We start from the raw sequence: 16,039 nt of genomic DNA, 5'->3' as shown, positions 1-16,039 counted from the left end.
ATCTCGCTACGGTTGTGGCTTTGTATCGTTCGGTTTAGGTTTTAGCGTAGGCCCGTCGACTGCCCCATGGTGAGCTTCATGGCAAAGCCTCCGTCTCCACTTGATCGCTTCAAGCGCGTCAATGCGCGCCGCCTGCGGGCAACCATGACCGATGCCGAACGCAGGCTTTGGCGGCATTTGTGGCGCATCCCGATCGCGGGAACCCATTTTCGCCGGCAGGTGCCGATTGGCCGTTTCTTTGCCGATTTTGCCTGCCATCAGGTCGGCCTGGTCATCGAACTGGATGGTAGTTGACCTGAGACCCTGAACTTCCTCCAGAATTTGGTAGAGTCCGTCACATCAAGGAGACGGACGAATGAAGCGTTCACGGTTCACGGAAGAACAGATCATCGGAATATTGAAGGAGCAGGAGGCGGGCGCGAAGACAGTCGATGTCTGCCGCAGGCACGGCATCTCGGATGCAACCTTCTACAAATACAAGGCGAAGTACGGCGGCATGGACGTGTCCGATGCCCGCAAGCTGAAGGCGCTCGAGGACGAGAACGCCAAGCTGAAGAAGCTGCTCGCCGAGGCCATGCTGGACAATGCGATCCTGAAGGATGTCGCTGCAAAAAAATGGTGACGCCCGATGTGAAGCGGAATGCGGTGGCTCACGTCTGTGCGCAGCACGGGGTGAGCCAGCGTCGGGCGTGCGAGGTTCTATCGGTGGATCGTTCGAGCATGCGATATCGGAGCGTGCGGCCGGACGATGCGTCCATCCGCGAGGCGATGAAGAAGGTGGCGTCCGAGCGTCGTCGCTTCGGCTATCGCCGTATCCACGTGATGCTCGACCGGCAGGGGATGGTCATGAACCTGAAGAAGCTTCGACGTCTCTATCGCGAGGAGAAGCTGACGGTGCGCAAGCGCGGCGGCCGAAAGCGGGCCTTGGGGACGAGACGTCCTTTGGCTCTGCCGTCGCGTCCGGGCGAGCGCTGGAGCCTGGACTTCGTCAGCGATGCCTTCACCGACGGTCGTCGCTTTCGGGTGCTGGCGGTGGTCGACGACTTCACCCGTGAATGCCTGTGCCTGGTCGCCGACACATCCCTGTCGGGGGCACGGCTTGCCCGCGAACTGGATAGTCTCATCGCCAGACGGGGAAAGCCGAGGACGATTGTCTCGGACAACGGCACGGAGATGACCAGTATGGCCATCCTCAAATGGTGCCAGGAAGCAAAGGTCGAATGGCACTACATCGCCCCAGGCAAGCCGATGCAGAACGGCTTCGTCGAAAGCTTCAACGGCAGCTTCCGTGACGAGTGCCTCAACGAGACCCTGTTCTCGTCGCTCACTCAGGCCCGAGCCGCCATCAACGCATGGAAGGAGGATTACAACAGGAGCAGACCCCACTCGTCGCTGGGCAATATCACCCCCAGCGAGTTCGCAATGAAAATGGCTATGGAAAAACAGGCCGCATGAGGCCAGATTAAAAACCCAAGACTCTCCCGAAAACTGGAGGGAAAGTGGGTCTCAGGTCATAGTCAACACGCCGACGATGCCGCCCGGCGGTATGATCTAGCGAGGACCCGTGTGCTCGAGGCTGCAGGTTACAAGGTCATCCGTTTCTGGAATCATGAAGTACTGAGCGAACTCGACGCTGTGCTCGACACGATCTTCGCGGTGGTGGAGGAGCGGCAGGCCGCGCTGGCCGGTTCAGCCGTCGCTCACCCCACCCCGGACCTGCGGCCCGACCCTCCCCCTCAAGGGGAGGGTGGTTGAGGCTGCATCCGCGGCGGGACACCCACCTCCCCCTAGAGGGGGGAGGTCGCCGCGAAGCGGCGGGTGGGGGGATGCGGCACCTCGCTCCCCTGTTCTCTCCCTTGCCATGCCAAATTCACGATTGTACGGACCGGGCAAATTTTGCTAGCAGGGTCTAGCTTTTTGTCACCCCACCCCGGACCTGCGGTCCGACCCTCCCCCTTAAGGGGAGGGTGAGGAAAGAGAACATGCCCGATCTTCTGCTCGAACTCCGCTCCGAAGAGATTCCCGCCCGCATGCAGCGCAAGGCGGCCGGCGATCTGAAGAAGCTCGTCACCGACGCGCTGGTGGAGGCCGGCCTCAATTACGGGGGTGCGCGGGAATACTGGACGCCGCGGCGCCTGACGCTGGACATTCGCGGCCTCTCGGCCCGGTCGGCCGATATCCGCGAGGAGAAGAAGGGCCCGAGCGTCAGCGCGCCTCAGGCCGCGATCGACGGCTTCCTGCGCGGAGCGGGGCTTTCCGCGATCGACCAGGCGATCGTCAAGACCGATCCGAAGAAGGGCGACTTTTATGTTGCCTATCTCGACAAGCCGGGCCGCGCGGCCCAGGACATCGTCGCCGACGTGATGCCCGGCATCATCCGCACCTTCCCCTGGCCGAAGCCGATGCGCTCGGGCGCCGCTTCCATGCCGAAGGGCATGACCTATGCCGGCGTCGAGGGCAGGGGGCCGGAAGTGCTGCGCTGGGTCCGCCCGCTGCAGTCGATCGTCTGCACCTTCGGCACCGATCACGACGAGACCGTCGTGATCCCCTTCGAGATCGACGGCATCATCGCCGGCAACGTCACCTACGGCCATCGCTTCCACGCGCCGGATGCCATCACCGTGCGCCGCTTCGACGACTATGTCGCGAGCCTGGAAAAGGCCAAGGTCATTCTCGACGCCGAGCGCCGCAAGCAGATCATCGCCCAGGACGCCGCCAATCTCGCCTTCGCCAACGGGCTTGATCTGGTCGAGGACGAGGGTCTGCTGGAGGAAGTCTCCGGCCTCGTCGAATATCCGCACGTCCTGCTCGGCACCTTCGAACAGGACTACCTGGCGATCCCGGCCGAAATCATCCGGCTGACGATCAAGACCAACCAGAAGTGCTTCGTCACCCGCCCGCATGGCGCAACCGAAGGCCTGTCGAACCATTTCGTCCTCGTCTCCAACATCGAGGCGAAGGACGGAGGCAAGGAAATCATGCACGGCAACGGCAAAGTCGTGCGCGCCCGCCTGTCGGACGCCAAGCATTTCTGGACCCGCGACCAGGGCGACCTGCCGGATCTCGACACGCTCAAGGTCTCGGCCGAAAAATTCGGCCTGGATCTGAAAAAGCCGCTCGACCAGCGCATGGCCAAGCTCGACGCGCTGAACGTCACCTTCCACGCCAAGCTCGGAACGCAGGGCGAGCGTGTCGCCCGCATCCGCGCGCTGGCGAAGGAACTGGCGCTGATCGTCGGTGCCGACGCGGCGCTCGTCGACCGCGCTGTGGTGCTGGCCAAGGCGGATCTCCGCACCGAAGCCGTCGGCGAGTTCCCCGAACTGCAGGGGCTGATGGGCCGCCGCTATGCGCTCCTGCAGGGCGAGGACGCCGCCGTCGCCGCCGCCATCGAGGACCACTGGAAGCCGAACGGCCCCTCCGACCGCCTGCCGGAAGACAAGGTCGGCCTGGCGGTCGCGCTTGCCGACAAGCTCGATACGCTCACCGGCTTCTGGGCGATCGACGAGAAGCCGACCGGTTCGAAGGACCCCTATGCGTTGCGCCGTGCGGCACTGGGTGTGGTGCGGATGATCTTGGAACGGGGAATTAAGCTACGGCTACTGAGGGCGACCATGCTGCCCTTGGTGGAAATCTACATCAGCAAAAGAGAGCAAGGACTGGCAGGCGCATTGGTTGCGGCGAACCAGCTCATTGAAGAAAAGCTGATGCCAACTGAAGTAGTCTCTGAAATCGAAACCAAGTTTCATGGAAGAGAGGCTGTTGAAGGGTTTGCGGAGGACATTTCAATTGTTGCTTGGGGTGTTTCATCCGACCTCCTCTCCTTCTTCCACGACCGCTTGAAGGTCTACCTGCGCGACCAGGGCGCTCGCCACGACATCATCGATGCGGTGCTCACCCCCGAGGCCGACGACCTGCTGATGGTCGCCCGCCGGGCCGAGGCGCTGACCGCCTTCATCACATCGGAAGACGGTATCAACCTGCTCGCCGGCACCAAGCGCGCGACCCAGCTGCTCGCGGCCGAAGAGAAGAAGGGCACGGTCGTCGCCGACGGCGTGTCGGAAGCGCTGTTGACGCTCGATGCGGAAAAGGCGCTCTATGCCGCGATCAAAACCGCCAGCGCCGAAGCCGCCGATGCTGTGGCCAGGGAAGACTTCCGCTCGGCCATGCAGGCGCTGTCGAAGTTGCGCGCCCCGGTCGACACCTTCTTCGACGACGTGCTGGTCAACGACGACGACGCAGCCATCCGCGCCAACCGCCTCGCTTTGCTGAAGGCCATCCGCGAAGCCACCGGAACCGTCGCCGATTTCTCCAAGATCACGGGGTGAGGCGTGGTCCCGCGCAAGCGGGACCAATCGATCCAGTGAATCGATTGGAGCGCCGAACGCCCTGAGCCTGAAGCGAAGGGCCGGGCAGGGCGCGGTCCCGCGTTAGCGGGACCAATCGATCCAGCGAATCGATTGGAGTGCCGAACGCCCTGAGCCTCAAGCGAAGGGCAAGGTAGTGCGGTCCCGCGTCAGCGCCAATCCTCGCCCGTAGGCCGGTCATCCTCGGCCTTGAGCCGAGGATCCCAATCTCGATGCCAACACCCGTCCGGCCGAAGCATGGCTTTGGCGTGGATGGACGGTGACCTTTTGTCTCGTTCGAGTGGCTGTGATAATCTGCAGATCTCAGCTTCCCCGTCCCAGGAGCAGTCCATGAACAAGCCAGTTCACGTCACGATCGGCGAGCCGTTCGACAGCTTCATTGACAGCCAGGTGGAGAGCGGCCGTTTCAGTTCGGCCGAGGCCGTCGTCGAGGCCGGATTGCGGCTGCTCGAAGAGGAGCAGGCGAAGATCGACAGATTGCGCGAGGCATTGATCGAGAGCGAAAATTGCGGGCCGGCGCGCGACTTTGATCGAGACGCTTTCATGGAGTCGATGCGCGAAGCCTGGCGATCCCGTGGTTAAGGTCCGGTTTCGCCAGACCGCGGAACGGGATCTTCGCGACATCGGGTTGTATACCGCAGATCATTGGTCCCAGGCGCAGGCGGAAGTCTATCTCGGTCAGTTGCTGGACGTCATCGAGCAAATCTCCGTGCATCCGTCCTCCGGCCACGATGTCGGGTGGTTGCGTCCCGGTTATCGGCGCCGTCGGGCCGGGTCGCATCTGATCTTCTATGTCTTGACCACCGATGGCGACATCGAGATCGCACGCGTGCTTCACGCGAGGGCGGACGCCGCCCGACAGTTGGACGACTAGCATGCCGACAAAGATCTTCATCAGCGCCTGCCTGCTCGGCCGCCCGGTCCGTTACGACGGCAAGGGCAAGCCGCTGCATCATCCGGCCATCGCCCGCTGGCAGGCCGAAGGCCGGATCGTCGGCTATTGCCCCGAACAGGCCGGTGGCCTGCCCACGCCGCGTCCGCCGGCCGAGATCGAGGGCGGCATGGGCGGGGAGGATGTGATCGAGGGGCTGGCGCGGGTGGTGGAGAACACCGGGCGCGATGTGTCAGCCGCCTTCGTCGAGGGTGGCCACAAAGCGGTCGAATTCGCCCGGACCAATGGCTGCGCCTTTGCCCTGCTGATCGACGGCAGCCCGTCCTGCGGCTCCGGTTTCATCTATGACGGCAGCTTTTCCGGTGGCCGCCATCCCGGCCATGGCGTGACGGCGGCGCTGATGCGCCGGGCCGGCATTGCGGTCTATTCCGACCGCGAGATCGACGCGCTTGTGGCGCGCCTGGACGGCGAGCCCGAAGTCGCGTCCTGAACCCATTCCCGAAAATGACGAAAGCCGCCGGAGTGTCCCCCGGCGGCTCGTATTGAAGGGCAGGACCGTCCGGCTCAGCCGGCCATGCGCATCGGCTGGGCCATGCTGCCGGGCTGGCTCGAACGGGCGCCGTTGGAAACCTTGAAGCCCCGGATCAGTTCCAAGAGGTCGCCGGTGTCATTGGCCAGGACCTCGGCCGAGGCCGTCGTCTCTTCGGCCATGGCGGCATTCTGCTGGGTGGCGGTGTCAAGCAGGTTGACGGCGCTGGAGATGCTGCGGAGCGTGGTGTCCTGTTCCTGGGCGCTGTGGGCGATCTTCGAGACGACGTCATTGGCGCGCTCGATCTGTCCGGAAATCCGTTTCAGCGCCTCGCCGGTCTGGGCGACGAGCTGAACGCCCTGGCTGACCTGCTCGGAGGAGCGGGAAATCTGCGTCTTGATCTCCTTGGCGGCTGCCGCTGAGCGCTGGGCCAGTTCGCGCACTTCCTGAGCGACGACGGCAAAACCCTTGCCGCTTTCGCCGGCGCGTGCCGCCTCGACGCCGGCATTGAGCGCCAGCAGGTTCGTCTGGAACGCGATCTCGTCGATCACGCCGATGATCTTGGTGATTTCGGCCGACGAGTTCTCGATGCCGCTCATCGCGGCAATGGCGTGTCCGACGATCACATCGCTCTGGCGCGCTTCGTCGCTCACCGACTTGACCTGGCCGGCCGCCTCGCGCGCACCGTCCGCGGTCTGGCGAACGGCAACGGTCAGCTCGTCGAGCGCCGCCGAGGTTTCCTCGAGGTTCGCGGCCTGGCGTTCGGTGCGCTGGGCGAGTTCGCCGGACGCGCGACGGATTTCTTCCTTGCTCACCGCGATGTCGTTGCCCTTGAGATTGACCCGACCCATCGCTTCTTCCAGCCGGCCCAGCGCTTCGTTGAAGTTGTCGCGCAGTTCGGCATATTTCGGTCCGAGATCGGCGCAGCGGACCGTCAGGTCGCCCTGCGCCAGCTGTTCCAGCGAGGCGCCGATCGTGGCGACGACGCGGGCCTGCTGGGCCGCCTCGGCCTGCTGCATCTCGACATTCTGCTGGCGCTCGGCGCCGATGGCCGCTTCCTGCAGGGCCTGACGTTCGGCCATGGCATGGCGTTCGCGGATCTTCTCCTGCAGGGCCTTGGTGGCCGTCGCCATCATGCCGACTTCGTTGCGCATGTCGGTATGCGGAATGGTGATCGTCACGTCCTCGTCGGCAACGGCTTCGAGCGCCTTGTGGATCGCGTTGAGCGGGCGGGAAATGCCACGGATGACGAAGAAGGCGGCACCAAGACCGAGGAGAAAGACACCCACGCCGACCGAGATCGCCTTGAAGATCGACGCATTCACCTGCGCATCGAGGTCGTCGATATAGAGACCAGTGACGATCACCACTTTCCAGGGTTCGAAAGCCTTTGCATAGGCGCTCTTGCGGAAGAAGACGTCCTTGGGTTCGCCCGGCTTGCTGGCGTAGAAGTCGGTACGGCCACCGCCCTCGCGACCCAGTTTGACGAGCTCCTCGCGATAGAGCTTGCCCATGGGGTCCGGCGAATTCTTCAGGTTCTTGCCGACTTTGCTCTCGTCATAATGGAACATCATGTTGATGTCGTAGTCGTAGCCGAAGAAATATCCGTCGGGATTGTACTTCATGCCGTTGAGAACCGTGAAAGCCTGGAGCTTGGCCTGTTCCTCGGTAAACTCGCCTGCCTGCTGACGCTTGTGGAACTGTTCCAGCACGGACACGGCGGATTCGACCTCCGTGCGCAGCATCTCGTAGCGCTCGTTGTAGATCGCCGTCGAAGCCGAGCGGATCTGGAAGAAGGTGGCGAGCGCGAAGGCTGCCATCAGCGCACTGACGAGCAGGATGAGCTGCATCGATATTCGAAGGTTTTTCATTTCGCCTCTCAGACATAGGGCCTTGGCTGGCGGCGCTCGATGCATGGGCGTGAGTGCGGTTGCAGCCGATATTGGTTTCCGCGCTTCCTGCGCGTCGATCTGTGCTGCATCGCACTCAGGCGATAGAGTTGCAGATCATAATAAATAAAATTCTAAAGAGCCGGGGCTCCGGACCGTAATCGTCGAATAGAAGGAGAAGCCGCCGGAGTTTCCTCCGGCGGCTTGAATATGTGCAGCCTTATTGGCGTGTCGACATGGCGCCTCAGCTGGCGCGACGCATCTGCTGGGTCATTCCGCCGAGCGAGGAGACGGACTGCGATGCGCCGGAGACGCGGAAGCTGCGGATCAGGTTCAGCAGTTCTTCGGTGTCGCTGGCGAGCGCCTCGGCCGAAGCCGTTGTTTCTTCGGCCATGGCGGCATTGTGCTGGGTTGCGGCGTCAAGCTGGTTCATCGACGACGAGATCGAGCGCAGGGTGGTGTCCTGTTCGGACGCCGAGTGGGCGATCTTGGTGACGATGTCGCTCGCTGCCTTGATCTGGTCGGAGATGCGCTTCAGCGCCTCGCCGGCCTCGCCGACCAGCTGCACGCCGTTCTGCACCTGCGACGACGACTTGGAAATCTGTTCCTTGATCTCCTTGGCGGCTGCGGCCGAACGCTGGGCGAGTTCGCGGACTTCCTGGGCGACGACGGCAAAGCCCTTGCCGCTTTCGCCGGCACGTGCTGCCTCGACGCCGGCGTTCAGCGCCAAAAGGTTGGTCTGGAAGGCGATCTCGTCGATCACGCCGATGATCTTGGTGATCTCGGCCGAGGACTGCTCGATGCCGCTCATGGCGCCGATCGCCTGGGCGACGACGGCGTCGGAACGCGAGGCTTCGGTGCTGACCGAAGTCACGCGCTTGGCGGCTTCATGGGCGCCTTCCGCCGTCTGGCGGACTGCGACGGTCAGCTCGTCGAGAGCCGCCGAGGTTTCCTCCAGGTTGGCCGCCTGACGCTCGGTGCGCTGCGACAGTTCGTTGGAGGCGCGGCGGATCTCTTCCTTCGAGCCGGAGATGTCGACGCCCTTGGCATTGACCTTGGCCATGGCGGCCTCGAGATGGGAAAGCGCATCGTTGAAGTTGTCGCGAAGCGCCGCATATTTCGGCCCGAGTTCGCCGCAACGCACGGTCAGGTCGCCACGAGCCAGTTCTTCGAGGGCGGCACCGATGGTGGTGACGACGCGCGCCTGCTGGGCAGCTTCGGCCTGCTGCATCTCGGCGTTCTGGTTGCGCTCGGAATCCAGCTCGCGGGACTGTTCTTCCTGGCGGCGTGCCATGGCATGGCGTTCACGCACCTTCTCCTGCAGCGCCTGGGTGGCCTTGGCCATCATGCCGACTTCGTTGCCCATGTCGGTGTGCGGAATGGCGATCGACACGTTCTCTTCGGCGACGGCCTCGAGGGCATCATGGATGGCGGTGAGCGGCTTGGTGATGCCGTTGATGATGACGTAGGCGGCGATCAGGCCGAGCACGACGACGGCGCCGCCGATCATCACGGCCTTCCAGATCATTGCATTGATCTTCAGCTGCAGGTCGTCGATGTAGACGCCGGTGCCGACGACGATCTTCCAGGGTTCATAGGCCTGGCTGTAGGCTGCCTTGAGGAAGACGTCGCCGCCCGGGTTGGCCGGCTTTTCCCAGTAATATTCGGTAATGCCGCCGCCCTTTTGCGCCTTCTCGATCATCTCTTCGCGGAAGAGGTTGCCCATCTTGTCGGGCTGGCCCTTCTGCGCGAGGCCGACCTGTTTCTGCACGGGGTGAAAGATCATGGTCACGTCATAGTCGAGACCGAACAGATAGCCATTCGGTTCATACTTGATCGAGGTGAGCGTCTTGAAGGCCTGGGTCTTGGCCTCCTCCTGGCTCATCTCGCCCGCCTTCACTCGTTCATCATAGCCCTTGATGATGGCGATGCCGGATTCCACCTGCGACCGCAGCATGTCGTAGCGCTCGGCATAGATGGAATCGGATGCAGTCTTGATCTGGAAATATGTGGCTACGCCGAACGCGACCATCAGGGCGCCGATCAGCAGGAAGAGTTGGTGGGAGATACGCAGATTCTTCATAGGTCCTCGCTCAATCGAATGATCCGGTCGGTGTCCTACCGATCCTGCGAGGTTGGTTTGCGCTCGCGAGCGTATGCATCATGCTGCTACCGGGTTATATCGGCAAAATCCGATGAAACCTGTAAAATTTAAATGATTGACCGACGACTACAAATGAACCCCAAGAATTTACAGTAAAATAGTATCAACTGGTACGAAGCAGTTGCCTTGTAAGAATGTGCGCACATGTGGACAAATCGCAGGGTTGCGGCGAACCGCCAAAGCAATCGATTGGCTGCCGCGGATCAAGGCTCTTGTCGTCCCTTAGGCGCCCATCTCTTCCGAAACATTGCCCTTTTCAAGCCAAACGCCCCGGCATGGCCGAGGCGTCTGTCCCGCTTCGCAGCGGAAGGCCCCGCAGCCCGGATCGTATGGCTGGGTTGGGGCAGGGAAGTCGCACGCGTTTCTCAGTCCAGGCGCAATTCGTAGGTCGTGACGTCGAGGCGTCTGGTCGCAGCGGGGCCGGTCATCATTGCTTTGGACGGCACGGCAGCCGCGCCGCCCGGGACGGCGGCGGTGGTCGCGTTGACGTCGATGCCGTCGGCCGGGATACTGGCCGCTGCGGCGATCACGCTGCCGTCGGTGCTCCAGCCCTCGGCCTTGCTGATGAAGACGACCGGCGAGCCGCCGAGCCAGGATTCAGTACGCCGCAGCTTGTTCTCCCCGTCGATCTCGACGATCTCGGCGGCCTGGGTTCCCGGGGGGATCTGCGGCACCTTGTAGGCCTTCTTGTCCTCGACCACCTTGAGAGGGGGGCAGGTGGTGCAGTTCACGACGAGGATGCTGGTGCCCTTGGCCGACGCGGGACCGACGATCTCGATCGACGAGGCAAGGGCCGGACCGGTGACGGCGAGGAATGCTGCAGTGACAAGAAGGTGGCGCATCGCGAACTCTCCGAATTGCTTTCACGCAGAGTTTTACCTGCGGAGTCTTGCAATCCGGTCAGATCGATCGATCAAATTTTACCGACCTCGGCCTTTTTTGTCGGTTTTCGGGGCGTTTTGGCCGTCAATCGCGGCCGATGGCGCGCCAGCCGATGTCGCGGCGGCAGAAGCCGTTGTCCCACTCGACCCCGTCGACCAGCCGATAGGCGGCTGCCTGGGCTTCCGCAACGCTTGAACCGAGCGCAGTTGCGTTGAGCACGCGCCCGCCGGTCGCAACCAGCTGATGATCCTTCAGCGCCGTGCCGGCATGGAAGACCTTTGCCTTGTCCGTCGCGTCCGGCAGCGAGCGGATCGGCGTGTTCTTCTCGTAAGCGCCGGGATAGCCCTTGGAGGCCAGCACCACGGTCAGCGCCGTCTCGCCGCGCCATTCCGCCGAAACCCGGTCCAGCGTGCCGGTCGCGGTCGCATGCAGCAGCGCCAGCAGGTCGCTTTCCAGCCGCATCATCAGCACCTGGCATTCCGGATCGCCGAAGCGGACATTGTATTCGATCAGTTCCGGACCCTTCTGCGTGATCATCAGACCGGCGAAGAACACGCCGGAAAAGGGTGTGCCCATCTCCGCCATGCCGCGCATGGTCGGCTCGATGATCTCCTTCATCGTGCGCTCGACCAGTTCCGGGGTCATCACCGGGGCCGGCGAATAGGCGCCCATGCCGCCGGTGTTCGGGCCCGTGTCGCCGTCGCCGACGCGCTTGTGGTCCTGGGCGGTCGCAAGCGGCACAAGCGTCTTGCCGTCGCACAGGCAGAAGAAGCTTGCTTCCTCGCCGTCGAGAAAGGCCTCGACCACGACCTCCGCGCCGGCTTCGCCAAACGCGCCCTCGAAGCAGTCGTCGATGGCGGCAAAGGCTTCATCCAGCGTCATCGCCACGGTCACGCCCTTGCCGGCGGCAAGTCCGTCGGCCTTGATGACGATCGGCGCGCCCTGGGCGCGCACATAGGCCTTTGCCTTCGGCGCATTGTTGAAACGCTGATAGGCGCCGGTTGGGATGTCGTAGCGGGCGCAGAGGTCCTTGGTGAAGCCCTTGGAACCCTCGAGCTGGGCCGCCGCCGCCGACGGACCGAACACGGCAAAGCCCTCGGCGCGCAGCTGGTCGGCGAGGCCGGCGACAAGCGGCGCTTCCGGCCCGACGACGATGAATTCTATGTCGTGGCCGCGGCAGAAGGCGAGGATCGCCTCGTGATCGTCGCCGCTGATCGGAACGAGTTCGGCATGCTCGGCAATGCCGGGATTGCCCGGCGCTGCGTAGAGGGTCGTCAGCCAGGGCGATTGGGCGATTTTCCAGGCCAGTGCGTGCTCGCGTCCGCCCGAACCGATCAACAGAACCTTCATAGCCCGACCTCCGAATGCCTTGGGGTTAGCTGCGCGGTTAAGGGCAGGGGCCGGAAAGGTCAAGAAAAAACCCGGAACCTCTGCATTCCTGTGGAGCGGTGGCACGATTTCTTGCCTTCGGCGCAGCCGCAGCTATGGTCGCCGCTCGCAAATCTGGAGAATACCCATGGCCGACGACATCAAATCCATCGCCGCGATCATCGCCTCCGAGGTCAATGCCCGCCATGAGCAGGTGATCGCCGCCGTGGAACTGCTGGACGGCGGTGCGACCGTGCCCTTCATCGCCCGTTACCGCAAGGAAGTGACCGGCGGCCTCGACGACACCCAACTGCGCAATCTGGCCGAACGGCTGACCTATCTGCGCGAACTCGGCGCCCGCCGCAAGGCGATCGTGGAATCGATCACCTCGCAGGGCAAGATGACCGATGAACTGATGGGCAAGATCTTCAAGGTCGCCACCAAGGCCGAGCTCGAAGACATCTACCTGCCGTTCAAGCCGAAGCGCCGCACCCGCGCCGAGATCGCCCGCGAAAAGGGATTGCAGCCGCTGGCCGATGCGATCTGGGCCGATCGCGCCGCCGACCCGGCCAAGCTTGCCGAAGCCTATCTCACGGCCGAGGTGCCGGACGTGAAGGCAGCGCTCGAAGGCGCCCGCGACATCGTCGCCGAGGCCATCTCGGAAAACGCCGACCTGATCGGCCGTCTGCGCAACGACATGAAGGACCGCGCCATCCTCTATTCCAAGGTGGTCGAGGGCAAGGAGCAGGCCGGCGAGAAGTTCGCCGACTATTTCGCCCATTCCGAACGCTGGGCGACCGTTCCCGGCCACCGGGCGCTCGCCATGCTGCGTGGCTGGAACGAGGAGATGCTGACGCTGTCGATCGAGGTCGACAAGGACGACCCGTTGCCGATCAAGCCGGCCCAGCGTACCATCGCGCTCGCATACGACATCTCCGGCAAGGGACCGGCCGACCAGTGGCTGATGGACGTCGCCGGCTGGACCTGGCGCGTCAAGCTTTCCGTCTCGCTGTCACTCGACCTGATGCGCGACCTGCGCGAACGGGCGGAAGAAGAGGCGATCCATGTCTTTGCCCGCAATCTGAAGGACCTGCTGCTCGCCGCCCCCGCCGGCTCGCGCCCGACCATGGGCCTCGATCCGGGCATCCGCACGGGCGTCAAGGTCGCCGTCGTCGACGGCACCGGCAAGGTGCTGGAGACGACGACCGTCTATCCCTTCCCGCCGAAGAACGATATTCGCGGCACCCAGGCCGAGCTTGCCGCGCTGATCCGCAAGCACAACATCGAGCTGATCTCCATCGGCAACGGCACCGGCAGCCGCGAGACCGAACGGCTGGTCGCCGACATGCTGGCCCAGTTGCCGGCCACCGCGCCGAAGCCGACCAAGGTCATCGTCTCGGAAGCCGGCGCCTCGGTCTATTCGGCCTCCGAAACGGCTGCCAAGGAGTTCCCCGGCCTCGACGTGTCGCTGCGCGGCGCCGTCTCGATCGCCCGCCGCCTGCAGGACCCGCTCGCCGAACTCGTCAAGATCGAGCCGAAGTCGATCGGCGTCGGCCAGTACCAGCACGACGTCGACCAGGGCAGGCTCGGCCGCTCGCTCGATGCCGTGGTCGAAGACGCGGTGAACGCCGTCGGCGTCGATCTCAACACGGCTTCGGTCCCGCTTCTCGCCCGCGTCTCCGGCCTTGGCAGCTCGATCGCCGAAGCCATCGTCACCCACCGCGACGAGACCGGCCCCTTCCAGAGCCGCAAGGATCTCCTCAAGGTTCCGCGGCTTGGCGCCCGCACCTTCGAACAGTGCGCCGGCTTCCTGCGCATCCCGAACGGCAAGGAACCGCTCGACGCCTCTTCGGTTCACCCCGAAGCCTATGGCGTGGCCAAGAAGATCGTCGCCGCCTGCGGTCGCGACCTGCGCACGCTGATGGGCGACAGCGCCACGCTCAAGGGCCTCGATCCGAAGAAGTTCATCGACGAGCAGTTCGGCCTTCCGACCGTCAAGGACATCATCGCCGAGCTGGAAAAGCCCGGCCGCGACCCGCGCCCGAGCTTCAAGACCGCCACCTTCGCCGACGGCGTCGATGAAATCACCGACCTGAAGCCCGGCATGCTGCTCGAAGGCACGGTCACCAACGTCGCCGCCTTCGGCGCCTTCGTCGATATCGGCGTGCATCAGGACGGCCTCGTTCACGTCTCCCAACTCGCCGATCGCTTCGTCAAGGATCCGCATGAAGTGGTGAAGGCCGGCGATGTGGTGAAGGTCCGCGTGGTCGAAGTCGACGTCAAGCGTAAGCGCATCGCGCTCACCATGCGCAAGGACGGCGGCGAGGCGCCCCAGCCGTCGATGCGCGACGCGCGCGGCTCGACGGGTGCCATGCGTCACGCCAATGCCAAGCCCCCGGCCAAGCCGGAAACCCCGGCCATGGGCGGCCTCGGAGCCGCATTGGCCGAGGCGATGCGCAAAAAATAGGATCGCTGGCGAGGGGCGATCGGTCCCTCCCCAGGCCCATGCCTCAGCAAATATGAAGCTTGTATAACAAACTGGCGCTTGTCTCCCGTCGATAACGCGTTAGATTTCGCTGCATTCGTGTAAGCTAGTCGTATTTCGGGGGTATGCATGACCTCTTCACTACGCAGTCTGCTCAACAGGATAGTCCGCAAAGGCACGCTCCAGATCACCGACGCGGATGGTCGAAGCGAGGTTTTCGGCGATGGCAGCGGTGAGATGATCGCCCTGCGGTTTACCGATGCGGAAGCCGAGCAGCAGCTCTATGCCGACCCCCAGCTCAAGCTCGCCGAGCTCTATATGGACGGCCGCATGGTGGTCGAGGCCGGCGACATCTACCAGCTACTGGCGCTGATCAAGTCGAACACCCTGTCCGAGGACCTGACCTTCGGCATGATCTGGCGCGGGCTTGCCCGCTGTGCGGCGTCCAAGCTGCGCAAGCTTCTGCCGATCAACCGCAATCGCCAGAACGTCGCCCATCACTACGATCTGTCGGCCAAGCTCTTCGATCTCTTCCTCGATGCCGACTGGCAATATTCCTGCGCCTATTTCTGTCCCGAAGGTATCTCGCTCGATGAGGCGCAGGTCGCCAAGAAGCGCCACATCGCCGCCAAGCTGCTGCTCAACGAGGGCCAGCGCGTGCTCGAAGTCGGCTCCGGATGGGGCGGCATGGCGATGTATCTGGCGGAATCCTCCAAGGTTACGGTCGACGGCATCACGCTTTCGACCGAGCAGTTGCGGGTCTCGCGCGGACGCGTCGACAAGCGCGGGCTCAACGATCGCGTCCGCTTCGAACTGCAGGACTACCGCACCATGAAGGCGGCGCCCTACGACCGGATCGTCTCGGTCGGCATGTTCGAGCATGTCGGTCGCGGCAACTACGCCGCCTTCTTCCGCAAGGCCGCCGAACTGCTGAAGGACGACGGCGTGATGGTGCTGCATTCGATCGGCCAGCCCTATCCCTCGCGCTTCAACAATCCCTTCATCGAACGTTACATCTTCCCCGGCGGTTACATCCCCTCGCTCGCCGAAGTGCTGCCGTCGGTGGAAAAGGCCGGCCTCCTGGTGCGCGACATCGAGATCCTGCCGCACCACTACGCCCGGACGCTGCGTCTCTGGCGCGAACGCTTCCTCGCCCGGCGGGCGGAGGCGGCGGCGCTCTACGACGAGCGGTTCGTGCGCATGTGGGAGTTCTATCTCGCCGGCTCGGAAATGGCCTTCACCCACGAGAATTTCTTCATCTTCCAGATGCAACTGTCGAAGAGCAACATGGCCGTACCCGACAACCGCGACTACATCGCGGAGCGGGAGAGGGCGCTCGCCGCCTTCGACGCCAACCGGCCGCCGCTGGAAAAGGTGATCTTCTGAAGGCCGCCGGCCGGCCTTTGCAGGGTGCCGGGCCAATCCCCCGGTTCCCTTGGTCGCGACTTTGTTCTATCAATCCGCCC

General features: G+C 63.6%; 13 protein-coding genes. 9 read left to right on the top strand and 4 right to left on the bottom strand.

Going from position 1 to position 16,039, the window contains the following annotated elements; translation table 11 throughout:
• Window positions 1-66 precede the first annotated feature (66 nt).
• The 7 genes from AC07Y0_RS14550 to AC07Y0_RS14520 all read left to right on the top strand — a co-directional run bounded on the left by AC07Y0_RS14550 (window position 67) and on the right by AC07Y0_RS14520 (window position 5,746).
• Window positions 67-294: an endonuclease domain-containing protein gene (locus tag AC07Y0_RS14550; protein ID WP_498678421.1), complete on the top strand. Its 228-nt coding sequence runs from the start codon at window positions 67-69 to the stop codon at window positions 292-294.
• A gap of 61 nt (window positions 295-355) precedes the next feature.
• Window positions 356-1,455 (top strand): IS3 family transposase gene (locus AC07Y0_RS14545; RefSeq protein WP_498673386.1). Its coding sequence is split into 2 segments (ribosomal slippage): window positions 356-608 and window positions 608-1,455, totalling 1,101 coding nucleotides; the frame shifts between segments, so codons are not numbered across the junction.
• Between the two features lie 6 nt (window positions 1,456-1,461).
• On the top strand, window positions 1,462-1,755 hold the full coding sequence (locus tag AC07Y0_RS14540) for an endonuclease domain-containing protein (RefSeq protein ID WP_498680242.1): 294 nt from the start codon (window positions 1,462-1,464) through the stop codon (window positions 1,753-1,755).
• A gap of 227 nt (window positions 1,756-1,982) precedes the next feature.
• Window positions 1,983-4,325, top strand: coding sequence for a glycine--tRNA ligase subunit beta (gene glyS / locus AC07Y0_RS14535; protein WP_498678419.1), 2,343 nt, complete (start codon window positions 1,983-1,985; stop codon window positions 4,323-4,325).
• A 369-nt stretch (window positions 4,326-4,694) separates the two neighbouring features.
• The gene (locus AC07Y0_RS14530; protein WP_115672236.1) at window positions 4,695-4,946 is read left to right on the top strand and encodes a type II toxin-antitoxin system ParD family antitoxin; all 252 of its coding nucleotides are present in this window, start codon (window positions 4,695-4,697) and stop codon (window positions 4,944-4,946) included.
• A complete protein-coding gene (locus AC07Y0_RS14525) occupies window positions 4,891-5,238 on the top strand; it encodes a type II toxin-antitoxin system RelE/ParE family toxin (RefSeq protein ID WP_498678416.1) in 348 nt (115 codons plus the stop codon). The genes AC07Y0_RS14530 and AC07Y0_RS14525 overlap by 56 nt, the downstream gene beginning before the upstream one ends.
• Before the next feature lies 1 nt (window position 5,239).
• The gene (locus tag AC07Y0_RS14520) at window positions 5,240-5,746 is read left to right on the top strand and encodes a 2-thiouracil desulfurase family protein (protein WP_498678414.1); all 507 of its coding nucleotides are present in this window, start codon (window positions 5,240-5,242) and stop codon (window positions 5,744-5,746) included.
• Between the two features lie 74 nt (window positions 5,747-5,820).
• Here the strand turns inward: AC07Y0_RS14520 and AC07Y0_RS14515 are convergent, their stop codons facing one another.
• The 4 genes from AC07Y0_RS14515 to purD all read right to left on the bottom strand — a co-directional run bounded on the left by AC07Y0_RS14515 (window position 5,821) and on the right by purD (window position 12,070).
• On the bottom strand, window positions 5,821-7,656 hold the full coding sequence (locus tag AC07Y0_RS14515; RefSeq protein ID WP_498678413.1) for a methyl-accepting chemotaxis protein: 1,836 nt from the start codon (window positions 7,654-7,656) through the stop codon (window positions 5,821-5,823).
• A 262-nt stretch (window positions 7,657-7,918) separates the two neighbouring features.
• Window positions 7,919-9,757 carry a methyl-accepting chemotaxis protein gene (locus tag AC07Y0_RS14510; RefSeq protein WP_498678411.1) on the bottom strand — a complete coding sequence of 613 codons (1,839 nt, stop codon included), beginning with the start codon at window positions 9,755-9,757 and terminating at the stop codon, window positions 7,919-7,921.
• Between the two features lie 446 nt (window positions 9,758-10,203).
• Entirely contained in the window at window positions 10,204-10,680 is a 477-nt protein-coding gene (locus AC07Y0_RS14505; protein WP_498678410.1) for a plant virulence effector HPE1-like domain-containing protein, read from the bottom strand.
• 124 nt (window positions 10,681-10,804) lie between these two features.
• On the bottom strand, window positions 10,805-12,070 hold the full coding sequence (gene purD / locus AC07Y0_RS14500) for a phosphoribosylamine--glycine ligase (RefSeq protein WP_498678409.1): 1,266 nt from the start codon (window positions 12,068-12,070) through the stop codon (window positions 10,805-10,807).
• Between the two features lie 166 nt (window positions 12,071-12,236).
• Between purD and AC07Y0_RS14495 the strand changes: the two genes are divergently transcribed.
• Window positions 12,237-14,555 (top strand): Tex family protein, encoded by a 2,319-nt coding sequence (locus tag AC07Y0_RS14495; RefSeq protein WP_498678406.1) that lies wholly within the window; start codon window positions 12,237-12,239, stop codon window positions 14,553-14,555.
• 147 nt (window positions 14,556-14,702) lie between these two features.
• Complete coding sequence (locus AC07Y0_RS14490; protein WP_498678405.1) at window positions 14,703-15,959, top strand: cyclopropane fatty acid synthase; 1,257 nt, start codon at window positions 14,703-14,705, stop codon at window positions 15,957-15,959.
• Window positions 15,960-16,039 lie beyond the last annotated feature (80 nt).

It is taken from the genome of Allorhizobium sp. GW101-3B10 (assembly GCF_059424725.1).
This window is presented reverse-complemented; position numbering and strand designations above follow the sequence as displayed.